19 protein-coding genes are annotated in these 25,091 nt (G+C 72.1%); 9 read left to right on the top strand and 10 right to left on the bottom strand.

What is annotated here, in order from left to right:
• A partial coding sequence (locus AC2CHG_RS13005) for an oxygenase MpaB family protein (protein ID WP_484524816.1) occupies nucleotides 1–679 on the bottom strand: 679 nt, incomplete at its 3' end.
• A gap of 153 nt (nucleotides 680–832) precedes the next feature.
• Between AC2CHG_RS13005 and AC2CHG_RS13010 the strand changes: the two genes are divergently transcribed.
• Complete coding sequence (locus AC2CHG_RS13010) at nucleotides 833–2,050, top strand: oxygenase MpaB family protein (protein WP_355507621.1); 1,218 nt, start codon at nucleotides 833–835, stop codon at nucleotides 2,048–2,050.
• A gap of 12 nt (nucleotides 2,051–2,062) precedes the next feature.
• On the opposite strand, the gene AC2CHG_RS13015 is transcribed toward AC2CHG_RS13010, so the two are convergent.
• Together AC2CHG_RS13015 and AC2CHG_RS13020 are read right to left on the bottom strand one after the other, a co-directional pair.
• A complete protein-coding gene (locus AC2CHG_RS13015; RefSeq protein WP_355507623.1) occupies nucleotides 2,063–3,256 on the bottom strand; it encodes a TetR/AcrR family transcriptional regulator in 1,194 nt (397 codons plus the stop codon).
• A gap of 63 nt (nucleotides 3,257–3,319) precedes the next feature.
• Nucleotides 3,320–4,522, bottom strand: a complete 1,203-nt coding sequence (locus tag AC2CHG_RS13020) for a TetR/AcrR family transcriptional regulator (RefSeq protein WP_484524817.1) — start codon at nucleotides 4,520–4,522, stop codon at nucleotides 3,320–3,322.
• A 163-nt stretch (nucleotides 4,523–4,685) separates the two neighbouring features.
• Between AC2CHG_RS13020 and AC2CHG_RS13025 the strand changes: the two genes are divergently transcribed.
• Together AC2CHG_RS13025 and AC2CHG_RS13030 are read left to right on the top strand one after the other, a co-directional pair.
• Entirely contained in the window at nucleotides 4,686–5,900 is a 1,215-nt protein-coding gene (locus AC2CHG_RS13025; RefSeq protein WP_484524818.1) for an acetyl-CoA C-acetyltransferase, read from the top strand.
• 9 nt (nucleotides 5,901–5,909) lie between these two features.
• Nucleotides 5,910–8,057, top strand: a complete 2,148-nt coding sequence (locus AC2CHG_RS13030; protein ID WP_484524819.1) for a 3-hydroxyacyl-CoA dehydrogenase NAD-binding domain-containing protein — start codon at nucleotides 5,910–5,912, stop codon at nucleotides 8,055–8,057.
• A gap of 55 nt (nucleotides 8,058–8,112) precedes the next feature.
• Here the strand turns inward: AC2CHG_RS13030 and AC2CHG_RS13035 are convergent, their stop codons facing one another.
• Nucleotides 8,113–9,264: an acyl-CoA dehydrogenase family protein gene (locus AC2CHG_RS13035; protein ID WP_484524820.1), complete on the bottom strand. Its 1,152-nt coding sequence runs from the start codon at nucleotides 9,262–9,264 to the stop codon at nucleotides 8,113–8,115.
• A gap of 77 nt (nucleotides 9,265–9,341) precedes the next feature.
• On the opposite strand from AC2CHG_RS13035, the gene AC2CHG_RS13040 reads away from it, so the two are divergent.
• The gene (locus AC2CHG_RS13040) at nucleotides 9,342–10,832 is read left to right on the top strand and encodes an aldehyde dehydrogenase family protein (RefSeq protein WP_484524821.1); all 1,491 of its coding nucleotides are present in this window, start codon (nucleotides 9,342–9,344) and stop codon (nucleotides 10,830–10,832) included.
• Nucleotide 10,833: 1 nt separating this feature from the next.
• On the opposite strand, the gene AC2CHG_RS13045 is transcribed toward AC2CHG_RS13040, so the two are convergent.
• Nucleotides 10,834–11,514 carry a GntR family transcriptional regulator gene (locus AC2CHG_RS13045; protein ID WP_013285323.1) on the bottom strand — a complete coding sequence of 227 codons (681 nt, stop codon included), beginning with the start codon at nucleotides 11,512–11,514 and terminating at the stop codon, nucleotides 10,834–10,836.
• A 31-nt stretch (nucleotides 11,515–11,545) separates the two neighbouring features.
• On the opposite strand from AC2CHG_RS13045, the gene AC2CHG_RS13050 reads away from it, so the two are divergent.
• Genes AC2CHG_RS13050 through AC2CHG_RS13065 form a run of 4 tightly spaced genes read left to right on the top strand, consistent with a single transcriptional unit; the run spans nucleotide 11,546 to nucleotide 15,678 of the window.
• Nucleotides 11,546–12,337, top strand: coding sequence for an enoyl-CoA hydratase-related protein (locus tag AC2CHG_RS13050; protein ID WP_357208590.1), 792 nt, complete (start codon nucleotides 11,546–11,548; stop codon nucleotides 12,335–12,337).
• Nucleotides 12,334–13,494 carry a CaiB/BaiF CoA transferase family protein gene (locus AC2CHG_RS13055; protein WP_484524822.1) on the top strand — a complete coding sequence of 387 codons (1,161 nt, stop codon included), beginning with the start codon at nucleotides 12,334–12,336 and terminating at the stop codon, nucleotides 13,492–13,494. Before AC2CHG_RS13050 ends, AC2CHG_RS13055 begins: the two co-directional genes overlap by 4 nt.
• Complete coding sequence (locus AC2CHG_RS13060; RefSeq protein WP_484524823.1) at nucleotides 13,494–14,522, top strand: LLM class F420-dependent oxidoreductase; 1,029 nt, start codon at nucleotides 13,494–13,496, stop codon at nucleotides 14,520–14,522. Before AC2CHG_RS13055 ends, AC2CHG_RS13060 begins: the two co-directional genes overlap by 1 nt.
• Nucleotides 14,523–14,544: 22 nt before the next feature.
• The gene (locus AC2CHG_RS13065; RefSeq protein WP_484524824.1) at nucleotides 14,545–15,678 is read left to right on the top strand and encodes an acyl-CoA dehydrogenase family protein; all 1,134 of its coding nucleotides are present in this window, start codon (nucleotides 14,545–14,547) and stop codon (nucleotides 15,676–15,678) included.
• On the opposite strand, the gene AC2CHG_RS13070 is transcribed toward AC2CHG_RS13065, so the two are convergent.
• The 4 genes from AC2CHG_RS13070 to AC2CHG_RS13085 all read right to left on the bottom strand — a co-directional run bounded on the left by AC2CHG_RS13070 (nucleotide 15,664) and on the right by AC2CHG_RS13085 (nucleotide 19,875).
• Nucleotides 15,664–16,371 carry a TetR/AcrR family transcriptional regulator gene (locus AC2CHG_RS13070; protein WP_484524825.1) on the bottom strand — a complete coding sequence of 236 codons (708 nt, stop codon included), beginning with the start codon at nucleotides 16,369–16,371 and terminating at the stop codon, nucleotides 15,664–15,666. The two genes, AC2CHG_RS13065 and AC2CHG_RS13070, sit on opposite strands and share 15 nt — an antisense overlap.
• A gap of 135 nt (nucleotides 16,372–16,506) precedes the next feature.
• Complete coding sequence (locus tag AC2CHG_RS13075) at nucleotides 16,507–17,259, bottom strand: succinate dehydrogenase/fumarate reductase iron-sulfur subunit (protein WP_013285329.1); 753 nt, start codon at nucleotides 17,257–17,259, stop codon at nucleotides 16,507–16,509.
• Nucleotides 17,256–19,190 carry a fumarate reductase/succinate dehydrogenase flavoprotein subunit gene (locus AC2CHG_RS13080; RefSeq protein WP_262012270.1) on the bottom strand — a complete coding sequence of 645 codons (1,935 nt, stop codon included), beginning with the start codon at nucleotides 19,188–19,190 and terminating at the stop codon, nucleotides 17,256–17,258. The genes AC2CHG_RS13075 and AC2CHG_RS13080 overlap by 4 nt, the downstream gene beginning before the upstream one ends.
• A 1-nt stretch (nucleotide 19,191) precedes the next feature.
• Complete coding sequence (locus AC2CHG_RS13085; protein WP_262012413.1) at nucleotides 19,192–19,875, bottom strand: succinate dehydrogenase cytochrome b subunit; 684 nt, start codon at nucleotides 19,873–19,875, stop codon at nucleotides 19,192–19,194.
• An 83-nt stretch (nucleotides 19,876–19,958) separates the two neighbouring features.
• Here AC2CHG_RS13085 and AC2CHG_RS13090 point away from each other — a divergent pair, with 83 nt between their 5' ends.
• Complete coding sequence (locus AC2CHG_RS13090; RefSeq protein WP_402808198.1) at nucleotides 19,959–20,888, top strand: LysR family transcriptional regulator; 930 nt, start codon at nucleotides 19,959–19,961, stop codon at nucleotides 20,886–20,888.
• A gap of 110 nt (nucleotides 20,889–20,998) precedes the next feature.
• Here the strand turns inward: AC2CHG_RS13090 and hrpA are convergent, their stop codons facing one another.
• On the bottom strand, nucleotides 20,999–24,994 hold the full coding sequence (gene hrpA / locus AC2CHG_RS13095; RefSeq protein ID WP_484524826.1) for an ATP-dependent RNA helicase HrpA: 3,996 nt from the start codon (nucleotides 24,992–24,994) through the stop codon (nucleotides 20,999–21,001).
• Between the last annotated feature and the right edge of the window lie 97 nt (nucleotides 24,995–25,091).

Here is a 25,091-nt window from a genome sequence, read left to right on the forward strand (position 1 = left end):
GCCCGAAGGCGGCCCGCATCTCGGGCGGCAGCAGCGCGCGCACCGCGAGCCGCGCGGCCGGGCGCAGCGGCGCCGGGTACCAGGACGCGAACAGGTCCAGCGTGTACGCCGCGACCCGCTCGTTGCTCGGCGTGCGGCGGAACGTCTCCCGCTCGTACGCGTCCTTGAAGGCGCGGAACGCGTCGAAGTCCGCCGGGACGTCCCGGATGCCCATGCGCGCGCCGACGGCGCGGTAGTAGTGGAACGCGGCCAGCCGCTCGTGCTCGTGCAGCGGGCGCCAGCCGTACCGGTCCAGCCAGTCGATCGGCTCGTAGACGAACGTGGACAACACGTACCGCATGTCGTCGTTCGAGATCGCGTACCGGCCGTGCGCCCGGTTGACCACCCGCAGCGCCTCCCGGCCGCGCGGCGAGTCGTACCCGTGCTCCAGCAGCTCGGCCATCAGCAGCGCGGTGTCGTCGTAGCGCTGCTGCGCCCGCAGCCGGAACTCGCCTGTCGCGTCGAGCAGCGCGGAGATGCTCGGCACGCAGTACGTGCGCAGCAGCGCCACCTCCAGCGCCCGCTGGTAGTCGAAGGGGAACTCGTACCCGGCGGAGAGCCGGTAGATCTCGTGGTGGTCGCGGACCGGATCGAGCGTCTCGATCCGGCGCAACCAGCGGTACCGCCCCTCACGAGCCATCGCCACCACCCCCACCGTCCACCCTTGCCGATGTAGTCAAGCTCCTCTATGTTAATAGAAAATCACATCCCCGGATAACTCGAAACCTGCTTGTGCGCACCTCACGAGCCGGTGCTCAGGGTGATGTCCGGTCGAAACCGGGAAGTGGTGCTAATGGAGAATCTCAGTAGACGAAGCGTCCTGACGCTCGGCGCCGCGCTGGGACTGGTAGCCGTGGCGGACGCCCCGAAGGCGTGGGCGTGGTCGTCGTCCGGCTCGATCGCCGGGACCGACACGGTCACCGACCCGTGGGACGTCTGGGACGACGACACCGACCCGCTCGTCGCCTCGATGCTGGACGCCGGTCAGATCCCGGCGGTGAACACCGCGTTCGCGTCCTGGATCCGCAACGGCGACGCGCTGCCCGCCGGCCTGCCCCCGGCGCTCACCACCTACCTGCGGCGGGTCAACACGCTGCCCTCCTGGGCCGACCAGGCCAAGCTGGACCGCGCCGCCCAGTTCAACAAGCGCATGAGCATGTACCTGTTCCTGCTCTACGGCCTGGGCAGCGGGATCATGAGCACGGTGATCCCGCGCGAGGCCCGCAACGTCTACTGGTCCGAGGGCGGCGCGGACATGAAGTCGCGCGCCGCGAAGACCTTCACCTACGGGTACGACCTGAGCGCTCCCGACGCGTTCAAGGCCACCGGCAGCTTCGTGGTCACCTCGCACAAGACGCGGCTCACCCACGCGGCCGTACGGCACCTGCTGCCGCAGTCCGCGCCGTGGCGCGGCGTCACCGACCACCCGATCCCGATCAGCAACGGCGACATCCTCATCACCTTCCACAGCCTCGGCACGTACGTGCACCGCAAGCTGCTCGACTGGCGTCGCTGGGGACTGCGGATGTCGGCCGCGGAGGAGGAGGCCTACCTGCACATGTGGCAGGTCGCGCTGCATCTGCTCGGGGTCCGCGACGAGTTCATCCCGAACAGCTGGGCCGCCGCCGAGGAGCAGTCCCGGTACGCCCTGTCCCCGCTCCTCGCACCGACGCCCGAGGGCATCGACCTGGCCGACATCCTGCTGAACCTGACGTCCTCGGTGGATCTGGGCGTCACCCGGGGATTCCAGCGGGAGTTCGCGCGCTACGTGCTCACCGACCGGATCGGCGACTGGCTGCGGCTGCCCCGCGACTACATCTCCCGGGGCGTGATCGAGGCCGGCTGGCCGACGTACGTGATGTTCCGCGAAGGGCTCTCGCCGCTCATGCCGGAGACGTTCGGCCTGTTCGACAGGTTCATCCGCGGGCTGGCGATGCTGTTCCTCAACAACGGCTCGTCCGCGTCGCACACCCCGATCACGATCCCGGTCATCAACCGGCCGGGCACCTGAGTCCGTGCCGGTTCACAGCGTCAGGGCGCCGGTGACCAGCGCGGTGACCGCGTCCCGGTGGCCGGGCGAGTCCTGCCAGCGCAGGGCGCGCCCGGCCTCCACCGCCACGCCGAACCCGGCGTGCACGAGCAGCCGGGCCTGCCGCCGGTCCAGGTCCGGCCGGACCGCCCGCAACTGCTGCTCCCAGACCGCGATGTGCTCCCGCTGGGCGAGGATGAGCGGACGCCGTACGTCGTCCGGCAGGCCGGCCACCTCCGCCTCGGCGACGCTGTTGAGGGTGTTGTGCTCGAAGCAGTAGGCCACGTACGCCGCCGCCAGCGCGACCACCGCCTGCCGCGGGTCGGCCGCCCGCTGGAGACTGCGGTCCACCGCCTGCGCGAGCAGTTCCGCCGCCTGGAGGCAGGCGGCCACGAGGATGTCCACCTTGCCGGGATAGTGGCGGTAGATCGCGGACGGTGCGAGCCCCACCGCCTGGGCGATCTGCGCGTTGGTGACGGTGGCGAAGCCGTCCCGGGCGAACAGCGGCACGGCAGCGGCCAGGATCTCCGCGCGTCGCGTCCGGGGCACCGGCTGGGCGGGCAGCTCGACCAGCCGCGCCGTCCCGGCGGCGGTGGTCGGATCGGTGGCTACGACCCGCATCGCGGACCGCAGCACCAGATCCTCGATCCGGCGCTGGGCGATCGAGGTGCGGTGCATGGTCACCGAGCCGATCACCCCGAGCGCGGCCACCGCCCGCAGCCGCTCGTCGGGCAGCGGGTACTCCCGCCGTACCATCTCGGTCACCCGGCCCACGACGTGGCCGAACTTCGCGCGGAGCAGGTGGCGGTCCGTGCGGCCGAGGTAGCGGGCCTCCCACCGGTAGAGGCCGCCGGAGGCGCGGTGCGCGACGGTGACCCGGGTGAGGGCCAGCAGCACGTCGGCGAGCGCCGCGTCCGGCGGCCACTCGTCGACGGCCCCGACCAGGTTGTCCACCATGACGTTGGCGCACTCGGCGAACAACGCGTACTTGTTCGGGAAGTGCCGGTACAGGGCGGGCGCGCTGATCCCGACCGCGGCGGCGATCTCCTCCATGGAGGCGCCGTGGTAGCCCCGCTCGCTGAACACCTGCCCGGCCGACTCGACGATGACCTGTCTGCGGTTGCGGGGCCGGGTGGCCGCGGCCGGCCCGGTGGTCACCGGGTCGTCCGGGCGGACGCGGACGGGCACGGAACCATGGGTGTCAGTCAACCACAGCGCCTCACGCCGCCCGCGCGCTCGCGGTGACGCCGGTCAGGCGTGCAGGACGGCGAGCGCGAGCCGGGCGGTCTGGTCGTCGTAGCCGGCGGTGCGGTCGAAGCGGCCGAGCCGCCCCACGTCGGTGACCACGTTCAGCGCGGCGTGCACGAGCACACGGGCGTCGCCGGCCGGCAGGTCCGGTCGTACCGCCCGGACCAGGCCCACCCACTCCTCGACGTGCAGCCGCTGCGCGCCGCGCAACTGGTGGCGGTCCCGGTCCGGCAGGTTGTTGTTCTCCGCCAGGTACACCGCGATCAGATCGCTCTGACCGAAGGCGAAGTCGACGTACGCGCGTACCACCCGGTGCAGCGCGTCGGCCGGGTCGGCCGCCTCGGCGATCGCCGCGGTGGTGGCCCCGGTGAGCCGGTCGGTGGCCCGGTAGTAGGCGGCGGCGAGCAGGTCGGCCTTGCCGGGGAAGTAGCGGTACACGCTGGAGGCCTGCATGCCCGCGGCGCGGCCGATGTCCTCCACCGCGACGGCGTGGTAACCGTGCCTGTGGAACAGGCGCATCGCCTCGACGAGCAGCAGTTCGCGCCGCGAGACCGGGCGCACCGGCCCGGTGGCGGGCGTGTCCTGCGGGGCGGTACGCCGCCAGGGCGGCACCGTGGGCGCGTCGGTCCGCAGCAGCGTCCAGGCGACCCGGGTGAGCAGGTGCTCGGTGTCGGCACCGGCGGTCCGGTACGTGGTCACGCTGCCGAACGCGCTCAGTGCCGCGTTCACCAGCAGGTCGGCCTGCGCGGCGGTCAGCTCGGGGCGCAGCTCGCGCAGCGGCGCGGCGACGCGGCCGACGAGCGTGGCCATCGACGCGCCGAACTCCTGCCGGTGCTCGGGCGTCAGGTAGCGGCCCTCCCACTGGTACAGCCCGGCCACCCTCCGCCTGCTCACCGCGACCTCGGCGAGCGCGCGCAGCAGTTCGTCGAGCAGCCCCTCCGCGCTGCTCGCCGCCGGCTCTCCGGTCGCGGCGAGCAACGCGCCGACGACCTCCCGGGTGGCGTGCACGAGGATCGCGTACTTGTTCGGGAAGTGCCGGTAGACGGCCGGCCCGCTGATGCCGACGGCGGCGGCGATCTCGTCCACCGAGACGCCGTGGTAGCCCCGCTCGCAGAACAGCTCGGCCCCGGCGAGCGCGATCCGGGCCTTGCGGTCCTTGGGCCGCCGGGCCGGTGCCGGGGCGGTGTCGCCTGCTGCTCGTCGCACAGCTACACGTTAGCGCCCCCTCGCGCGGGTCCCCTGGCGCCCCTCGGCGGTTTCCGTCGCCGAGGTTGAAGCCGGGCAGCGCCTGACGCTTCTTGACAAGCGGCAGCAGGCTCAAGAAAAGTTAGGCGAAATTCGCATGCGGGTGAGCAATGAGGAGCTTGGCATGACGACCGATGCGTTCATCTACGACGCGTTGCGCACGCCGCGCGGGCGGGGCAAGCCGACCGGATCGCTGTACGGGGTGAAGCCGGTTTCGCTGATCACCGGCCTGATCGAGGAAACCCTGCGGCGGATGCCCGGCCTCGATCCGGCGCTGATCGACGACATCGTGCTCGGGGTGGTGTCCCCGCTCGGCGACCAGGGCGCCGACATCGCCCGGACCGCCGCCGTCGCGGCCGGCCTGCCCGACACGGTGGCCGGCGTCCAGCTCAACCGCTTCTGCGCCTCCGGCCTGGAGGCGGTGAACATCGCCGCGCAGAAGGTGCGCTCCGGCTGGGAGGATCTCGTCCTGGCCGGTGGCGTCGAGTCGATGTCCCGGGTGCCGATGGGCTCCGACGGCGGGGCGTGGGCGCTGGACCCGGAGGTCAACTTCACCACCGGGTTCGTGCCGCAGGGCATCAGCGCCGACCTCATCGCCACCATCGCCGGCTTCGACCGGGAGACGGTCGACGCGTACGCGCTCCAGTCGCAGGCGCGGGCCGCGAAGGCGTGGGCCAACGGCTACTTCGCCCGGTCCGTGGTGCCGGTCCGCGACCGCAACGGGCTCACCGTGCTGGACCGGGACGAGCACATCCGGGCCGACTCGACGGCGGAGAGCCTCGGCGCACTGCGCCCCTCGTTCGCCGAGATCGGCGAGAAGGCCGGCTTCGACGCGGTCGCGTTGCAGAAGTACCACTGGGTCGAGCGGATCGAGCACGTCCACACGGCGGGCAACTCCTCCGGCATCGTCGACGGCGCCGCGCTCGTCGCGATCGGCAGCGAGGCGGCAGGCGCCGCCGCCGGTCTCACCCCGCGCGCCCGCGTCGTGGTCACCGCGCTCAGCGGCGCCGACACCACCATCATGCTCACCGGCCCGGCACCGGCCGCCCGCAAGGCGCTGGCAAAGGCCGGCCTCGGCGTCGACGACCTCGACCTGGTCGAGATCAACGAGGCGTTCGCCGCGGTGGTCCTGCGGTTCGTCGCCGACCTCGGCCTGAACCCGGACATCGTCAACGCCAACGGCGGGGCGATCGCGATGGGCCACCCGCTCGGCGCGACCGGCGCCATGATCCTCGGCACGCTCGTCGACGAACTGGAACGACGCGGCGGCCGCTACGGCCTGGCCACGCTCTGCGCGGGCGGCGGCATGGGCATCGCGACCGTGATCGAACGAATCTGAGGAGCACGAATGGCAAACACCGTCCGGTGGGAGCACGGCGACGACGGCATCGTGCTGCTCACCCTCGACCACCCCGGCCGCTCGGCGAACGTGATGAACGCGGAGTTCGGCGAGAGCCTGGCGGCCACCGTGGACCGGCTCGAGGCCGAGCGTGACCGGATCACCGGCGTGATCGTCACCTCGGCCAAGAAGACGTTCTTCGCCGGCGGCGACCTGGAGACCCTGGTGCGGCTCACGCCCGCCGACGCCGAGGCGTCAGCGGCCGACGCGGCCGCGCTCAAGCAGGCCGTACGCCGGCTGGAGACGCTCGGCCGCCCGGTCGTCGCCGCGATCAACGGCTCCGCCCTCGGCGGCGGGCTGGAGCTGGCCCTGGGCTGCCACCACCGCATCGTGCTCGACGACCCGAGCATCGAGATCGGCTTTCCCGAGGTCACGCTCGGCCTGCTGCCCGGCTGCGGCGGCGTGGTGCGCACCGTCCGGCTGCTCGGCGTCACCGCCGCGCTGACCGACTGGCTGCTGCGCGGCCAGCGCCGCCGGCCGCAGGACGCGCTCGCGCACGGACTGGTCGACGAACTCGCCGCCGACCGGGACGCCCTGATGGCCGCCGCCCGCGAGTGGGTCGCCGCGAACCCGGACGCCACCCAGCCGTACGACCGCAAGGGCTACCGGATGCCCGGCGGCACCCCGTCCAGCCCGGGACTCGCGATGCAGTTGCCGGCCATGCCCGCGCTGCTGCGCAAGCAGCTCAAGGGCGCGCCGTACCCGGCGCCGCGCAACATCCTCGCCGCCGCCGTCGAGGGCGCCCAGGTCGACCTGGACACCGCGTTCACGATCGAGGGGCGGTACTTCACCGAGCTGGCCACCGGCCAGATCGCCAAGAACATGATCAAGGCGCTCTTCTTCGACCTCCAGGCCGCCCGGTCCCGCACCGCCGGTGGCGACCACCAGCCGGTACGCAGCGTCGCCGTCGTCGGCGCGGGCATGATGGGCGCCGCCATCGCGTACGTCTGCGCCCGCGCCGGCATGCGGGTGGTGCTCAAGGACGTCACCGCCGAGGGTGCGGCGCGCGGCAAGGCGTACTCGGCGGGCCTGCTCGACAAGGCGGTCGCCCGGGGCCGGTCCACGCCGGAGAAGCGGGACGAGATCCTGGGCCGCATCCACGCCACCGGCGACCTCGCCGACCTGGCCGGCGTCGACCTCGCGATCGAGGCGGTCTTCGAGGACCCGGCGCTCAAGCACAAGGTGTACGCCGAGATCGAGCAGGTCGCGCCGGGCGCGCTCATCGCCTCCAACACCTCCACACTGCCCATCACGCTGCTCGCCGAGGGCGTCAGCCGGCCGGAGGAGTTCATCGGGCTGCACTTCTTCTCCCCGGTGGACAAGATGCCGCTGGTCGAGGTGATCCGCGGGGAGCGGACCGACGAGGCCACGCTGGGCCGGGCGCTGGGTGTCGTCCGTCAGCTGCGCAAGACGCCGATCGTCGTCAACGACAGCCGGGGCTTCTTCACCAGCCGGGTCATCGGCACGTTCACCAACGAGGGCGTGGCGATGCTGGCCGAGGGCATCCCGGCGGCGACCATCGAGCAGGCCAGCAGCCAGGCCGGCTATCCCGCACCGGTCCTCGCGCTGATGGACGAGCTGACCCTCACCCTGCCCCGGAAGATCCGCCTGGAGACGGCCGCCGCGACAGTGGCCGCCGGGGGCACCTGGCAGCCGCACGCCGCCGACGCGGTGATCGACCGGATGATCGACGAGTGCGGCCGGACCGGACGCTCCGGCGGCGCCGGCTTCTACGACTACCGCGACGGCAAGCGGGCCGGGCTCTGGCCGGGCCTGCGGGAGCAGTTCGGCGGCACGAACCTGGACACGCCCTTCGAGGACCTCAAGGAGCGGATGCTCTTCATCGAGGCGATCGAGTCGGTGCGGTGCCTGGACGAGGGTGTGCTGACCTCGGTGGCCGACGCCAACGTCGGCTCGATCCTGGGCATCGGCTATCCGAGCTGGACCGGCGGCGTCCTGCAGTACGTCAACCAGTACGACGGCGGGCTGCCGGGCTTCGTGGCCCGTGCCCGGGTGCTGGCCGAGCGCTACGGCGAGCGGTTCGACCCGCCGCCGCTGCTGGTCGCCATGGCCGAGCGGGGCGAGCGGTTCGAGTAGACGACGACGCGGCCCGGCCGGTGGGTATGCCCCTCACCGGCCGGGCCACTTCGTGTCAGGACATCTGTTCGGACAGGCCGTACGTCTTGGCGATGATCTCGCGCTGGATCTCGCTGGCGCCGCCGTAGACGGTGGACACGATCGACGAGCGGACCAGGCGCTCCATGTCGAACTCGGTGGTGTAGCCGTAGCCGCCCATCATCTGCATCGCGTCCAGGGCGACCCGGCGGGCGGTCTCGGTGGCCTTGAGCTTCGCCATCGAACTCTCCCGGGGCAGCACCGTGTCGGGCGCCTTGTCGGCCTTCGCGGCGGTGTCGTAGACGAGCAGCCGGGCGCACTCGATCTCGGTGGCCAGGTCGGCCAGTCGGTGCCGGAGCACCTGGAACGATCCGATCGGCCGGCGGAACTGCCGCCGGTTCTTCACGTACTCCACGACGTCGTCGAACGCCCGTTGCGCGGTGCCGAGCATGACGCTGGCGAGGATGAGCCGTTCCATGTTGAGCCCGGCCATCAGTTGCCGCCAGCCGTTGTCGACCTCGCCGACCACGGCGTCGGCGGGCAGCACGCAGTCGGTGAAGTAGAGGTCGTTCACCTCCCGGCCGCCCATGGTGTCGATGCCGGAGACGGTCAGGCCGGGCGCCGAGGCGGGGACCAGGAACATGGTCAATCCGTGGTGGTCGCCGGCCCGGCCGGCGGTGCGGGCGACCAGCAGGATGTGCTCGGCCAGGTGGGCGTTCGAGCACCACGTCTTCTGGCCGTTGACGACGTATCCGTCGTCGGTGCGCTCGGCGCGGCAGCTCAGGTTCGCCACGTCCGAGCCGGCCTCGGGCTCGGACATCGCGACCGCCTCGATGACGCCGCGGGCCACCCCGGACAGGATCAGCTTCTTCTGCGCCGGCGTGCCGAACCGCTGGTAGGTGGCGGCCACGATGATCGACGTGGTGAAGCCGCCGATCGGAGCCATCGCGCGGGCCGTCTCCTCCAGGAACAGGCACAGCTCCGTCATGCCGGCGCCGCCGCCGTCGAACTCCTCTGGCAGCGACAGCCCCAGCCAGCCGAGGTCGGCCATCTTCCGGTACAGCTCCGGGCTGTGCGGTTCCCGGCCGCCGTTCGTGAGGTTCTGCCGCTGCTCGCGGGTGCCCACCTCGCGGCGGCAGAAGTCCCGCACCGCCTCGACCAGGGATCGTTGCTCGTCGCTCCACTCCACCGCGGTACCTCCAGCGCGTCAGCAGGGATTGACAGCAAGGCTAGACTATCGAATATCAAATGTCAGGAGGCTGCCCGATGACGTCCCTCGTGGAGCACCCTCGCCGGCTGAGCGTCGTCGACCCGGTGACAGGTGAGCACCGCGCCGACTACGACCTCGCCGACGACGCCGCCGTGCGCGCCGCCGTGACGCGGGCCCGCGAGGCGGCCGGCTGGTGGGCCGGTCTGGACGCCAGGCAGCGCCGCCGCCATCTGCTGGCGTACAAGGCGGCGGTCGCCGGCGGCATCGAGGAACTCGCCGGCATCGTCCGGAGCGAGACCGGCAAGAGCCTCGCCGGGGCCCAGCTCGAGGTGATGCTCGCCGTCGAGCACCTGGACTGGGCGGCCCGGCACGCCGCGCGGGTGCTCAGGCGGCGCTCGGTCTCCTCCGGCCTGCTCGCGTTCAACCAGGCCGCCTCCGTCGAGTACGTGCCGTACGGCGTGGTCGGCGTGATCGGCCCGTGGAACTACCCCGTCTACACCCCGATGGGCGCGGTGTCGCACGCGCTCGCCGCCGGCAACGCGGTGGTGTTCAAGCCCAGCGAGTTCACCCCGGGCGTCGGGGTGTGGCTGGCCGAGCGCTGGCACGAGCTGTTTCCCGACCACCCGGTCCTCCAGGTGGTCACCGGAGACGGCACGACCGGCGCCGCGCTGTGCCGCGCCTCGGTCGACAAGATCGCGTTCACCGGCTCGGCAGCGACCGGGCGCGCCGTCATGGCCGCCTGCGCCGAGAGCCTGACCCCGGTGGTGATCGAGGGCGGCGGCAAGGACGCCCTGATCGTCACCGCCGACGCCGACCTCGACGCGGCGGCGCAGGCGGCGGTCTTCGGCGGACTCGGCAACGCCGGGCAGACCTGCGCCGGCGTCGAGCGCGTCTACGTCGAACGGTCCGTCTACGAGCCGTTCCTGGCCACGCTGACCGAGCTGGCGCGGCAGGTCCGGCCGGGTGCCGAGCCGGACGCGCCGTACGGGCCGATGACCACGCCCACCCAGCCCGAGGTCGTCCGGCGCCACGTCACCGACGCGCTCGACCGGGGCGGCCGGGCGGTGGTCGGTGACGCGGCTTCGGTCCGGCCGCCGTTCGTGGAGCCGGTCGTGCTGACCGACGTGCCCGAGGACAGCACCGCCGTCACCGAGGAGACGTTCGGCCCGGTGCTCGTGGTCAACCCGGTCGCCGACGCCGACGAGGCGGTACGCCGCACGAACGCGACCAGCTACGGGCTCTCCGGCTCGATCTTCACCCGCGACCGCCGTCGTGGCCTGGCGCTCGCCGGGCGGTTGCGGGCCGGCGCGGTGTCGGTCAACTCGGTGCTGGGGTACGCGGGCGTGCCGTCACTGCCCTTCGGCGGCGTGGGCGACTCGGGGTTCGGGCGGGTCCACGGCGCGGACGGCCTGCGCGAGTTCGCCCGGGCGCGATCGGTGACGTGGCAGCGGTTCCGCCCGCTGATCGAGGTGATGACGCTTCAGCCGTCCGCCGTCGCGATGAAGCGCTCGCTGGCGATGTTCGCGTGGCGTCATGGCCGCCGGTGACTCACTCGTTCCACACGCCCAGGCCGTCGAGGTGCTTGACCAGCCGCTCCGCGCCGTCGGTGAAGTGCCGGGCCATGACCGGCCGGACCGCCTCCGGGTCGCCCGCCGCGAGCGCGTCGAGCAGCGCCTCGTGATCGGCGACCATGCCGGCCCGCCACTCCGCGTCGGCGGCGTAGAACCGCGACGGCGTGTAGCGGGTGACGGTGCGCAGCAGCCAGGACAGCTTGCGCGCGTCGGCGAGCCGGTTGATCCGGCGGTGGAACTCGTATTCGAGCTGCTCGACCCGGCTGACCTGCCGGGCCTGGGCGGCGCGGCGCAGCCGCTCGTGCTGCTGCCGCAGGTCGTCGAGCTGCTCCGGGGTGATGCTGACGGCGACCCGGGCGGCCAGCTCACCGGCGATGTGGCCCTGGAGGCTGAACACGTCGATGATGTCCTGCCTCGACAGCGGCGCCACCACGTGCCCGCGGCGCGGTTGCAGCTCGACCATGTCCTCCGCGCGCAGCATCAGCAGCGCCTCGCGTACCGGCGTGATGCTCAGTCCGGTCTCCTGGGCGACCTCCTCGAGCCGGATGCGTTCGCCGGGGCGCAGTTGACCGGACATGATCCGGTCGCGCAGCAGGCTCGCCACGGTCTCGGAGAGCTGGGGCTGAGAGACGTTCTGGATCCTGCCGCGGTCCGCCACCAGTTAAGGGTATCAAATGTCAAATGTCACGATGGGCGCCGGCTTGCGGGCCGCCACCGCCGACGGCGTCCGCACCATCTGGTTCGACCGGCCCGACCGGCGCAACGCGATGTCGCTGGAGATGTTCCGCGACTACTACGCGGCCCTGGTGGCGGCCGACGCCGACCCGGAGATCCGGGCGGTAGTGGTCACCGGCTCCGGTGACTGGTTCTGCTCCGGTGCCGACCCGGAGGCGCTCGCCGCGCTGCTCGACGAGCGCAACCGTGACCTGCTCGCGGGCGAGTTCGGCTTCCCGCCGCACCTGCCGCTGACGCTCGGCACCCCGATCGTCGCGGCGGTGAACGGCGGCGCGGCGGGCCTCGGCCTGGTCCACGCGCTCTACGCCGACGTGCGGTTCATGGCGGCGGAGGCACGCCTGTCCACCTCGTTCAGCCGGCTCGGCCTCGTCGCCGAGTACGGCAGCGCCTGGCTGCTGCCCCGGCTGATCGGCGTCGGCGCCGCGCTGGACCTGCTGGTGTCCGGCCGCAAGGTCGACGCGGTGGAGGCGCTCCGGATCGGACTTGTGCAACGCGTGCTCCCGCGCGACGAGGTGCTGGCCGAGGCACAAGCCTATGCCGCGGCCCTGGCGCAGCACTGCTCACCGGCGTCCATGGCGGTGATCCGGCGGCAGGTGTGGTCGGGCCTGGAGACAGGTGCGGCCGAGGCCGCCGCCGACGCGATCCGGCTCATGGTCGAGTCCCTGGCCGGTGCCGACTTCGGTGAGGCCCTGCTCAGCCGGGCCGAGGGCCGCGCACCCCGCTTCGCCCCCCGGGGCGGCGCGTGAGCGGCCCGCTGGACGGCGTCCGGGTCGTGGAACTGGCCGGCATCGGGCCCGGCCCGTTCGCCGCCATGCTGCTCGCCGACCTCGGCGCCGACGTGGTCCGGGTGGACCGGCCGGAACCCGGCGCGCTCCCGGCCGGCGACCCCGGGCGCAACCTGCTCAACCGGGGCAAGCGCTCGATCGTGGTGGACCTGAAGCACCCCGACGGCGCCGAGGTGGTCCTCGCGCTGGCCGGCCGGGCCGCGATCCTGATCGAGGGCTGGCGTCCCGGCGTGGCCGAGCGGCTCGGCGTCGGCCCGCAGGCCGCGCTGGCCCGCAACCCGGGCCTGGTCTACGGGCGGATGACCGGGTGGGGACAGGACGGGCCGCTGGCCCGCGCCGCCGGCCACGACATCGGCTACATCGCCGTAGCCGGGGCGCTGCACCCGATCGGCCGCGCCGGCGGCCCGCCGCAGATCCCGCTCAACCTGGTCGGCGACTTCGGCGGCGGCTCGCTCTACCTGGTCGTCGGCATCCTGGCCGCGCTGCACGTCGCCGCCGCCTCCGGCCGTGGGCAGGTCGTCGACGCCGCCATCGTGGACGGCGCGGCCCACCTCACCACCCCGTTCGCCGGGATGCTCGCGCAGGGCACCTGGCGACCCGAGCGGGGCCGCAACCTGCTCGACGGCGGTGCGCCGTTCTACGACGTGTACGGCACCGCCGACGGCGGGCACATGGCAGTGGGCGCGCTGGAACCGCAGTTCTACGCCGAACTGCTGCGGCTGCTCGGGCTGGCCGAAGCGGACCTGCCGGCACAGCACGACGTGGCCGGATGGCCGGTGCTGCGCGCCCGCTTCGCCGAGGTGTTCGCCGGCCGTACCCGCGCCGAGTGGACGGCGGTGTTCGACGGCACCGACGCCTGCGTCGCGCCGGTGCTGTCGCTCACCGAGGCGCCGGGCCACCCGCACCTGGCCGCGCGCGGCACGTACGAGGAGCACTTCGGCGTCCGGCAGCCGGCCGTGGCACCCCGCCTGTCCGGGACACCCGGCCGGGTCGGCGGCCCGCCGCCCGCGCCCGGCGCGGACACCGAGCCCGTCCTCACCGACTGGGGCCTGGGCGAACACCTACCGCGGTGGCTGGACGACGGCGTCGTCGGCCGGAAGCAGGGAGCAGCGCACTGATGCGTATCGGGACGACACTGGCGTACGCCGCCGACCCCCGAAGCGGCGCCGACGAGGTCGCCGTCTGGGAACAGGACGGCCTGGACGTGGTCTGGGTGTCCGAGGCGTACGGCTTCGACGCGCCCACGGTGATGGGTTACCTCGCCGCCCGAACGAGCCGCGTGCACATCGGCTCCGCGATCCTGCCGATCTTCTCGCGTACCCCGGCTCTGCTGGCACAGACCGCGGCGGGCCTGGACGCGATCTCCGGCGGCCGGGCCATCCTCGGTCTGGGCGCGTCCGGACCGCAGGTGATCGAGGGATGGCACGGCGTCGCGTACGACCGGCCGCTGGCCCGCACCCGCGAGGTGATCGACATCTGCCGACGGGTGTGGCGGCGCGAGACGCTGACGAACGACGGCCTCTACCCGCTGCCGCTGCCGCCCGGCGAGGGCACCGGGCTGGGCAAGCCGCTGAAGATCCTCACCCACCCGGTCCGCGACCGCATCCCGATCCACGTGGCGAGCCTCGGGGACCGGAACGTCCGGATGACCGCCGAGATCGCCGACGGGTGGCTGCCGTTCCTCTACGACCCGCGGCGCGCGGGCGACGTCTGGGGTGCCGCACTGGCGGCCGGCCGGGCGAAACGGCCGGCTGACCTCGGGCCGCTGGAGGTGGTGGCCGGTGGGCCGCTGGCGATCGGCCCGGACGTGACCGGGCTGCGCGACCTCGCCCGGCCGCTGATCGCCCTGTACGTGGGCGGGATGGGCGCGAAGGGCCGCAACTTCTACCACGACCTGCTGTGCCGCTACGGCTACGAAGCCGAGGCCGACCGCATCCAGGACCTCTACCTGGCCGGCCGCAAGGCCGAGGCCGCCGCCGCGGTGCCGGCGGAACTGCTGGAACGCACCAGCCTGATCGGACCGGAGAGCTACGTGCGGGACCGGGTCCAGGAGTACCGCGACGCGGGCGTGACGATCCTCAACGTCGCGCCGCTGGGCGAGGACCCCCGGCGCCTCGTCGCCGCCGTCGCGGACATGGCCCGGTAGCGCAGGGGAGGAGCCGACACACATGGACCGCGCGATCTTCACCGCCGACCACCTGGCGTTCGCCGAACTGGTGCGCGCCTTCATCGACAAGGAGATCACCCCGCACCACGAGCGCTGGGAGGCCGACGGCATCGTCGACCGCGGCGTGTGGCGGGCCGCCGGCGCCGCCGGGCTGCTCGGCTTCTTCGTCGACGAACGGTACGGCGGCGCCGGGGTCACCGACCGGCGCTTCCACGCCGTCCTGACCGAGGAACTCGCCCGGGCCGGTGCGAGCGGGCCCGCGTTCGGCCTGCACAACGACATCATCGGCCCGTACCTGACCGACCTGACCACCGAGGAGCAGAAGCAGCGCTGGCTGCCCGGCTTCTGCTCCGGCGAGATCATCACCGCCATCGCCATGTCCGAGCCGGGCGCGGGCAGCGACCTGGCGGGCATCACCACCACAGCGGTACGCGACGGCGACGACTGGGTCCTCAACGGGCAGAAGACGTTCATCAGCAACGGCATCCTGGCCGACCTGGTGATCGTGGTGGCCCGTACCGATCCCGGTGCCGGGCGGCGGGGGATCAGCCTGCTCGTGGCCGAGCGCGGCATGCCGGGGTTCGAGCGTGGCCGCAACCTCGACAAGCTCGGTCAGAAGGCGCAGGACACCGCCGAGCTGTTCTTCTCCGACGTCCGCGTACCGGCGGCCAACCTGCTCGGCACGGAGGGCGAGGGCTTCGCCCACCTGATGCGCAACCTGCCGCTGGAGCGGCTGTCGATAGCCGTCGCGGCGCTCGCCGGGGCCGAGACGGTGTTCGCGCAGACGCTCGACTACTGCAGGCAGCGCCAGGCGTTCGGCCGTCCCATCGGCAGTTTCCAGCACAACCGGTTCGTGCTCGCCGAACTCGCCACCGAGCTGCGCCTGGGCCGGGTCTTCGTGGACAACTGCCTGGTCGCGCCGGATCTGGGCGCGGAGACGGCGGCGATGGCGAAGTGGTGGTGCACCGAGTTGCAGCAGCGCGTCGTCGACCGGTGCCTCCAGCTGCACGGCGGCTACGGCTACATGCGTGAGTACCCGGTGGCCCGCGCCTATCTGGACGCCCGCGTCCAGACCATCTACGGCGGCACCACCGAGATCATGAAGGAGGTGATCGGCCGGTCACTCGGCCTGTGAGCCGGGCTCCAGCATGGGTACGAGGAAGCGGCGGGCCATGGTCCGCAGCTCGTCGGCGTCGTCCAGGTCGATGACGTGGCTCGGGGTGAGCAGGAAGGAGCAGGACAGCCGGGTCATCAGCTCGGCCACCACCTCCACGTCGACTGTGGCGGCGATGGTGCCGGCGCGCTGTTCGCGGCGCAGCTGCCCGGCGACGAACCGCTGCACGGTGGCCAGCGTGCGCCCCCCGTCGCTGATCATCGAGGGGATGAGCACGTCCGGTTCGACGCTCATCAGCCCGCCGATCAGCGGGTTGCGACGGATCGCGTCCAGCGCGCTGACGAAGCCCAGCACCACCCGGTCGCCCACGGTGGCCGCCTGCTGGATGTCGACCAGGAACCGGTCGAAGTAGCGGCGGAACTCGCGGCGGACCACCTGCTCGACCAGCCGGTCCTTGGTGGCGAACCGGCGGTACGCGGTGATCCGGGAGACGCCCGCCCGCCGGGCCACGTCCTCCATCGTGGAGCGGCGGATGCCCATCCGGCAGAACTGCTCGTAGGCCGCGTCGAGGATCCGGGTCGCCACCTCGTCGCTGTCGTCGGCGCTGTGCAACGCCTCGGTGAAGGCGCGTTCCAGCAGCGACTCGGGCCGGTCGGCCGGTTCGTCGTGAACCGCCTCGGGGGAGGACGCCTGCGGGGGAGCGGTCCGGGCCATGGGTGCCCTCCCGGGAGAGACGGTGACGCGGTTGGCGCTTCACCGTACCAATCGCCGGGGCGTACCCCTGGACAAGCGCGACCGCCGCGTCCCGGATGCGGGACGCGGCGGTCGCGTCTGTGGTGCGGTGTCCGGTCAGGAACCGGAGCGCTTGGCGGTCGCCTTGAGGTAGTCCCGGTTGAGGCGGCCGATGGTGTTCAGCGGGATGCCCTTCGGGCAGGCCGCCGCGCACTCGCCGATGTTGGTGCAGCCGCCGAAGCCGGCCTCGTCGTGCGCGTCCACCATGCCGATCACCCGGGTGTAGCGCTCCGGCTGGCCCTGCGGCAGCAGCGAGAGCTGGGTGATCTTCGCGGCGGTGAACAGCATGCCGGAGCCGTTCGGGCAGGCCGCCACGCAGGCGCCGCAGCCGATGCACGCAGCCGACTCGAACGCCGCGTCCGCGTCGGCCTTCGGCACCGGCACCGAGTGCGCCTCCGGGGCGCTGCCGGTCGGCGCGGTGACGTAGCCGCCGGCGGCGATGATCTGGTCGAACGCGTTGCGGTTGACCACCAGGTCCTTGACGACCGGGAAGGCGCGGGCCCGCCACGGCTCGATGTCGATCGTGTCGCCGTCGGAGAACTGCCGCATGTGCAGCTGGCAGGCGGTGGTGCCGCGCTGCGGGCCGTGCGCCTCACCGTTGATCATGAGGCTGCACATGCCGCAGATGCCCTCGCGGCAGTCGTGGTCGAACGCGACCGGCTCCTCGCCGTCGAGGATGAGCCGCTCGTTGAGTACGTCGAGCATCTCCAGGAAGGACATGTCCGGGGACACGTCCTGCACCGGGTAGGTCACCATCCGACCCTTGTCCTCGGGGCCGGTCTGGCGCCAGATGCGCAGGGTCAGGTTCACTTGTAGCTCCGCTGCGTGGGGTGGACGTATTCGAAGGTCAGGTCTTCCTTGTGCAGCACGGGCTCGCCGGTGCCGGTGAACTCCCAGGCCGCCACGTAGGCGAACCGGTCGTCGTCGCGCTGCGCCTCGCCGTCGGGCGTCTGGTGCTCGGCCCGGAAGTGGCCGCCGCAGGACTCCTCGCGGTGCAGGGCGTCGATGCACATCAGCTCGGCCAGTTCGAAGAAGTCGGCGACCCGGCCGGCCTTCTCCAGCGACTGGTTGAGGCCCTCGCCGTCACCCGGCACGCGCACCCGCTGCCAGAACTGCTCGCGCAGCGCGCGGATCTCGTCGATCGCCTTGCGCAACCCGGCCTCGGAGCGCTCCATGCCGCAGTGCTCCCACATGATCTGGCCCAGCTCGCGGTGGAACGAGTCCACGGTGCGGTCGCCGTTGATCGCCAGCAGCCGCTTGATCCGGTCCTCGACGTCGGTCCGCGCCGCGACCGCCTCGGGGTGGCTGGCGTCGACCTTGTCCAGCGGGCCGGAGGCCAGGTAGTTGGCGAGCGTGTTCGGCAGCACGAAGTAGCCGTCGGCCAGACCCTGCATCAGCGCCGAGGCGCCGAGCCGGTTCGCGCCGTGGTCGGAGAAGTTGGCCTCACCGATCACGAACAGGCCGGGGATGCTCGACTGCAGGTCGTAGTCGACCCAGAGGCCGCCCATCGTGTAGTGCACGGCGGGGTAGATCCGCATCGGCACCTCGTACGGGTCCTCGCCGGTGATCCGCTCGTACATCTCGAAGAGGTTGCCGTACTTGGCCTCGATGGCCTTGCGGCCCAGCCGGTTGATCGCGTCGGCGAAGTCCAGGTAGACGCCGAGGCCGGTCGGGCCGACGCCGCGTCCCTCGTCGCACACGTTCTTCGCGGCCCGGGAGGCGATGTCGCGGGGGACCAGGTTGCCGAAGGACGGGTAGATCCGCTCCAGGTAGTAGTCCCGCTCGTCCTCGGGGATCTCCCGCGGGCTGCGCTGGTCACCCTTGGCCTTGGGCACCCACACCCGGCCGTCGTTGCGCAGCGACTCGCTCATCAGGGTCAGCTTCGACTGGTGGTCGCCGGAGACCGGGATGCAGGTCGGGTGGATCTGCGTGTAGCAGGGGTTCGCGAAGTACGCGCCCTTGCGGTGCGCCCGCCAGGAGGCGGTGACGTTGCAGCCCTTGGCGTTGGTGGAGAGGTAGAAGACGTTGCCGTACCCGCCGGTGGCGAGCACGACCGCGTCGGCCATCTCGGTGCTGATCTCGCCGGTGACCATGTCGCGGACCACGATGCCGCGCGCCCGGCCGTCGACGATCACCAGCTCGAGCATCTCGTGGCGGGCGTTCATCTCCACGTTGCCCAGGCCGATCTGCCGCTCCAGGGCCTGGTACGCGCCGAGCAGAAGCTGCTGACCCGTCTGGCCCCGGGCGTAGAAGGTGCGCTGCACCTGCGCGCCGCCGAAGGAACGGGTGTCGAGCAGGCCGCCGTACTCGCGGGCGAACGGCACGCCCTGCGCCACGCACTGGTCGATGATGTTCACCGACACCTCGGCCAGCCGGTGCACGTTCGACTCGCGGGAGCGGAAGTCGCCACCCTTGACCGTGTCGTAGAAGAGGCGGTGCACCGAGTCGCCGTCGTTGCGGTAGTTCTTGGCGGCGTTGATGCCGCCCTGCGCGGCGATCGAGTGGGCCCGGCGCGGGCTGTCCTGGTAGCAGTAGGACCGCACCTGGTAGCCCTGCTCGGCCAGCGTGGCGGCGGCGGAGCCGCCGGCCAGGCCGGTGCCGACCACGATCACCGTCATCTTGCGGCGGTTGGCCGGGTTGACCAGCTTCATCTCGAAGCGGTGGCGCTCCCACCGCGTCTCGATCGGGCCGTCCGGGGCCCGGGTGTCGGCGATCGGGTCGCCTTCGCGGTACAGATCCATGTCAGGACACCAATCCGGTGATCACGGCGAACGGAACCAGCAGGTAGCCGCCGACGAGCGCGACGGCGAAGACGAGCGCGGCGATCCGGGCCCGGCGCTCGCCCTTCGGCGTCTGCTGGCCGAGACTGCGGAACGCGCTGAAGGCGCCGTGGCGCAGGTGGAAGCCGAGGGCCACCAGCGCGAGGGTGTAGAAGAGCGTGACGTACCAGCGCTCCGGCGCGAAGTCCGCGACCACGTTGCCGTACGGGTTCGACGGGTCGCCCTGCGGGTTCAGGTGACCCGTGGTCAGGTCGAGGATGTGGTAGATCACGAAGAGCAGGATGATCACACCACCCCAGCGCATCGTGCGGGCCGCGTAGTTCACGTGGATCTTGCGACGGTGCGCGTACCGGACCGGGCGGGCGGCCCGGGATCGCATCGCGAGCACGGTGGCCGCGCCGATGTGCCCGAGGACGGCGACGGTGAGCACGGTGCGCTGGATCCACAGGAACCACGTCGTCGGCAGCAGCGGCGTGCCGATGTCCCGCAGCCAGTGCGCGTAGTGGTCGAACGACGTCTCACCCGTGAAGATCTTCAGGTTGCCGAGCATGTGCGCGATCAGGAACAGCACGAGGATGATGCCCGTCACCGCCATGACGGCCTTGAGGCCGACGTTCGAGCGGATGGGCGACCGAGTTTTCGTGATTACCACGCGGTCGACGCTAGGAGCACTTCGATCAGGCGTCCAATGCATCGAAATCGCAGCGTTGATAGCCGTAAGCTATGTAGATGCAGCTCCATCAGCTTCGGTACTTCGTAGCGGTCGCCGAAGTACGACATTTCACCCAGGCAGCCGATCTTGTCGGCATAACCCAGCCCTCGTTGAGTAAGCAAATTCACGCCCTGGAGGCCGACCTGGGGGCCCCGCTGTTCGAGCGGGTAAGGGGCAACATCACCCTGACCGCGGCAGGTGAGGTGCTGCTGCCGTTGGCCAAGCGGATCCTCGCCGACGTGGAGACCGCCACCCGCGAGGTGCAGGAGCTGGTGGGGCTGCGCCGGGGGCGGGTCCGGCTCGGCGCCACGCCCAGCCTGGCCACCTCGCTCGCCCCGCCGGTGCTGCGCCGGTTCCGCGACGCGCACCCCACGATCGACCTGCGCGTGGAGGAGGGCGGCTCGCAGGACCTCGTCCGCGACCTGCTCCGCGGCGACCTCGACCTCGCCCTGATCATCATGCCGTCGGCCGGCACCGACCCGGGGCTGCGCGCCGACCCGATCCTGCGGGAGAGCCTGGTGGTCGCCTCGGTCGACCCGCTGCCCGGCGCCTCGGAAGCCGGGGAGCTGCGCATCACCGACCTGCGCGACCAGCCGCTGGTCATGTTCCGCGAGGGCTACGACCTGCGCGACGCCACGCTGCAGGCGTGCCGGGCGGCCGGGTTCGAGCCGACCCTGTCCGTCGACGGCGGGGAGATGGACGCCGTGCTCAGCTTCGTCGAGGCCGGGCTCGGCGTCGCGCTGGTGCCGGGCATCGTGGTGGCCCGCCGCGCCGGCATCCGGGTCACCCGGCTTGTGCCGCCCGGCGTCCGCCGGACCATCGCGGTGGCCCGCCGCCGCGACGTGGTGCCCACCCACGCCGGGCGCGAGCTGCGCCGCATCCTCCTGGAGTACGTCCACGACGCCACCGCCACCGCCGCCCTCCCCCCGGGCGTGGAGCCGTTGTAGCCCTGCCCGGCCGCCTCGCCGCCTCGTTGATCTTGCACGTTCGGCCCCGGCGAAAGGGGCGAATGCCCCTGCGCGGGGGCACCAAGTGCAAGATCGGCGACGGCTCCGGGTCAGCGGCCCTCGGCGTCGTCCATGGCTCGGTAGATGCGCTGCTCGGACACGGGGTAAGGGGTTCCCAGGGCCTGGGCGAAGACGTTCACCCGCAGCTCCTCGATCATCCAGCGGATCTGGCGGGCCGCCGGGGTCGCGCGCCTCGGCGGGGGCAGCGCGGCCAGCATGTCCTGGTACTCCTTCTGCACCACGGCGACGCGGTCCTGCTGCTGTTTGTCGCGCTGCGGGTTGCCCGGCAACCGGTCCAGCCGCCGCTCGATCGCGGTCAGGTAGCGCAGCACGTCGGGCAGCCGCGCGTACCCCGTCTCGGTGATGAAACCCCTGTGCACCAGGCCGGTGAGCTGGTTGCGGATGTCGGCCAGCGCGGCCACCACGGCGAGGTTGCGGGTGGCGCCGAGCCGCTGCTCCACCGTGTACGCGGACGCGAGCACCCGGCGTACCCGCTCCATCACCTCGACGACGGTGTCCACCAGGTCGGCACGGACCCGGTCGCGCAGCGCGGCGAAGCCCTCGGCGTCCCAGGCGGGACCGCCCGCGTCGCCGATCAGCTTGTCGATCGCCGCGCCGGCCGCGTCCTCGATCAGCTCCGGCACGCTGCCGTACGGGTTGCGGGACAGCGCCAGTTTCGCCTCGTTGCTCAGCCGCCCCTGGAGGAACTTCGCCGGTGACGGCATCGTCAGCCGCAGCAGCCGCCGGGTGCCCGCCCAGTGCGCGGCCTCCTGCTCGGCGGCGGAGTCGAACACCTTCACCCCGACCGTCGCGCCCTCGTCCACCAGCGCCGGGTACGCGGTCACCGCGAAGCCGGCGCGTACCTGCTCGATGGTGCGCGGCAGCGCGCCGATCGACCACTCGGTCAGCCCGGTCCGGGCCACGTCCGGCGCGGCGGCGGCCACGACCTGGCGTACCTCCTGGCGCAGCTCGCGCTGCAGCGCCGGCAGGTCCTTGCCCTCGGCGACCGGCTTGTCGTCGTCGCCGAGCACCCGGAACGTGACCCGCAGGTGCGGCGGCAGCCGGCCCAGGTCCCACGCGTCGGCCGGAACCGTCACCCCGGTCATCCGGCGCAGCTGCCGGGTCAGCGCGACCAGCAGCGGCTCCTCGCCCGGCGTGATCGCGGCCAGCGCGGCGCGGGCGTAGTCGGGCACCGGCACGAAGTTGCGCCGTACCGGCTTGGGCAGCGACCGGATCAGCGCGATCACCAGCTCCTCGCGCAGCCCCGGCACCTGCCAGTCGAAGCTCTCCGCCGGCACCTGGTTGAGCAGCGGCAGCGGGATGTCCACAGTGACGCCGTCGGTGGGCACGGTCGGGTCGAACGTGTACGTCAGCGGCAGCGTCACGCCGTCGGCCCGCCACTCGTCCGGGAAGTCCTCCTCGTCCACCCCGCCCCGGCCGTCGTTGACGAGCAGCTCGCGGGTGAAGGTGAGCAGGTCGGGCCGCTCCCGGCGGGTCTTCTTCCACCACGAGTCGAAATGCCGGCCGGAGACCACGTCGGCGGGGATCCGCTGGTCGTAGAAGGCGAAGATGGTCTCGTCGTCGACCAGGATGTCGCGGCGCCGGGCCCGGTTCTCCAGCTCCTCGATCTCGGTCAGCAGCTTCTGGTTGTCCCGCCAGAACTGGTGGTGGGTCTGCCAGTCACCCTCGACCAGGGCGTGCCTGATGAACAGCTCCCGGCTCAGACCTGCGTCGATCCGCCCGAAGTTCACCTTGCGGGAGGTGACGATCGGGATGCCGTACAGCGTGACCTTCTCGTAGGCCATCACCGCGGCCTGCTTCTTCTCCCAGTGCGGCTCGCTGTAGCTGCGCTTGACCAGGTGCTGCGCCAGCGGCTCGACCCACTCCGGCTCGACCCGGCCGGCCACCCGCCCCCACAGCCGGGACGTCTCCACCAACTCCGCCGCCATCACCCAGCGCGGCGGCTTCTTGAACAGCGCCGACCCGGGGAAGATCGCAAACTTCGCGCCTCGCGCGCCCAGGTATTCGTGCTTCTGCGCGTCCTTGAGGCCGAGGTGCGACAGCAGGCCGGGCAGCAGCGACTGGTGCACCTTCGGGGTGTCGATCTCCTCCGGCAGGTCGGCGCCGGCGCCGCGCCGGCCCTCACCCTTGTCCGAGGTACGCAGGACCTGGCGCAACTGGCTGACGATGTCCTGCCATTCGCGTACCCGAAGGTAGTTGAGGTACTCGGCCTTGCACATCCGGCGGAACGCGCTGGACGACAGCTCCCGCTGCTTCTCCCGCAGGTAGCGCCACAGGTTCAGGTACGCGACGAAGTCGGACTCCTTGTCGGCGAACCGGGCGTGTGCCTGGTCGGCCTGGGCCTGCTTGTCGGCTGGACGTTCGCGCGGATCCTGGATGGAGAGCGCGGCGGCGATCACCACTACCTCGGTGGCGCAGCCGTTGCGCTCGCCCTCGAGGACCATCCGGGCCAGCCGGGGGTCGACCGGGAGCTGGGCCAGCCGCCGGCCCAGCGCGGTGAGCCGCTTCGCCGGGTCGGTCTCGGCCGGGTCGAGCGCACCCAGCTCGTGCAGCAGGTTCACGCCGTCGGTGACGTTGCGCCGGTCCGGCGGGTCGATGAACGGGAACGCCGCGATGTCGCCGAGCCCGATCGCTGTCATCTGGAGGATGACCGAGGCCAGGTTGGTCCGCAGGATCTCCGGGTCGGTGAACTCGGGGCGGGAGTCGAAGTCCTGCTCGTCGTAGAGGCGGATGCAGATGCCGTCGGAGGTACGCCCGCAGCGGCCCTTGCGCTGGTTGGCGCTGGCCTGCGAGACCGGCTCGATCGGCAGCCGCTGCACCTTGAGGCGGCTGGAGTAGCGGGAGATCCGGGCGGTGCCCGGGTCCACCACGTACTTGATGCCGGGCACCGTCAGCGAGGTCTCCGCGACGTTCGTGGCCAGCACCACCCGGCGGTTGCTGTGCGCGGCGAAGACCCGGTGCTGCTCGGCGGTGGAGAGCCGGGCGTACAGCGGCAGGATCTCGGTGCCGAGCAGCGACCGCTTCTTCTGGACCAGCTTGCCCAGCGCGTCGGCGGTGTCCCGGATCTCCCGCTCGCCGCTGAGGAACACCAGGATGTCGCCGGGCCCCTCGGCGGCCAGTTCCTCGACCGCGTCGCCGATGGCCTGGATCTGGTCCCGGACGTTCTCCTCGTCGGCCTCGTCCTCCTCCTCGGCCTCGGTGACCTCGACCAGCGGCCGGTAGCGGACCTCCACCGGGTAGGTGCGCCCGGACACCTCGACCACCGGCGCCGGGTTGCCGTCGGCGTCGGCGAAGTGCTTCGCGAACCGGTCGGTCTCGATGGTCGCCGACGTGATGACGACCTTGAGGTCGGGCCGGCGGGGCAGGAGCTGCCTGAGGTACCCCAGGATGAAGTCGATGTTGAGGCTGCGCTCGTGTGCCTCGTCGATGATCAGCGTGTCGTACTGCCGCAGCATCCGGTCGGTCTGCAACTCGGCCAGCAGGATGCCGTCGGTCATCAGCTTGACCAGGCTGTTGTCGCCCACCTGATCGGTGAAGCGCACCTTGTAGCCGACCACGTCGCCCAGCTCGGTGCCGAGTTCGTCGGCGATCCGGTCGGCGACCGTGCGGGCCGCCAGCCGGCGGGGCTGGGTGTGCCCGATCAGACCGGTGATGCCGCGCCCCAGCTCCAGGCAGATCTTGGGCAGCTGGGTGGTCTTCCCGGAGCCGGTCTCGCCGGCCACGATCACCACCTGGTGGTCGCGGATCGCGGCGGCGATGTCGTCCTTGCGCTCACTCACCGGCAACTGCGGCGGATAGGTGATCGCCGGGACGGCCGCGCGGCGGGACTCCAGCCGCGCCTCGGCCCTTGTCACCTCGGCCGCGATCTCGGCCAGCGCCGCCTCCCGCCGCTGCGGGTCGCGCAGCCGGCGCACGCCGTCGAGCCGCCGCTGGATCCGGCGCTGGTCGCGGAACATCAGGGGGGCGAGGCGGCGGTGCAGGTCGCGGGCGGTCTCGGGGGCGGCGGGTACGGCTGGATTCTGCATGTCGTCGCCAAGGATAGGCAGCCGCGCGGCGGACCGCCCCCGGGTTACCGGCGCTGGGCGTGCCCTCCCTGGTGCGGCCGTCCCCGCCGGATAAAGT

This window comes from Micromonospora sp. ATLC20 (assembly GCF_057196585.1).

Excerpts from the sequence above, each read along its gene's own strand:
- AC2CHG_RS13080 (WP_262012270.1), bottom strand. The coding sequence starts at position 19,190 with ATGGATCTGTACCGCGAAGGCGACCCGATCGCCGACACCCGGGCCCCG.
- AC2CHG_RS13030 (WP_484524819.1), top strand. The coding sequence starts at position 5,910 with ATGGCAAACACCGTCCGGTGGGAGCACGGCGACGACGGCATCGTGCTG.
- AC2CHG_RS13090 (WP_402808198.1), top strand. The coding sequence starts at position 19,959 with ATGCAGCTCCATCAGCTTCGGTACTTCGTAGCGGTCGCCGAAGTACGA.
- AC2CHG_RS13025 (WP_484524818.1), top strand. The coding sequence starts at position 4,686 with ATGACGACCGATGCGTTCATCTACGACGCGTTGCGCACGCCGCGCGGG.
- hrpA (WP_484524826.1), bottom strand. The coding sequence starts at position 24,994 with ATGCAGAATCCAGCCGTACCCGCCGCCCCCGAGACCGCCCGCGACCTG.
- AC2CHG_RS13040 (WP_484524821.1), top strand. The coding sequence starts at position 9,342 with ATGACGTCCCTCGTGGAGCACCCTCGCCGGCTGAGCGTCGTCGACCCG.
- AC2CHG_RS13010 (WP_355507621.1), top strand. The coding sequence starts at position 833 with ATGGAGAATCTCAGTAGACGAAGCGTCCTGACGCTCGGCGCCGCGCTG.
- AC2CHG_RS13060 (WP_484524823.1), top strand. The coding sequence starts at position 13,494 with ATGCGTATCGGGACGACACTGGCGTACGCCGCCGACCCCCGAAGCGGC.
- AC2CHG_RS13050 (WP_357208590.1), top strand. The coding sequence starts at position 11,546 with ATGGGCGCCGGCTTGCGGGCCGCCACCGCCGACGGCGTCCGCACCATC.
- AC2CHG_RS13065 (WP_484524824.1), top strand. The coding sequence starts at position 14,545 with ATGGACCGCGCGATCTTCACCGCCGACCACCTGGCGTTCGCCGAACTG.
- AC2CHG_RS13070 (WP_484524825.1), bottom strand. The coding sequence starts at position 16,371 with ATGGCCCGGACCGCTCCCCCGCAGGCGTCCTCCCCCGAGGCGGTTCAC.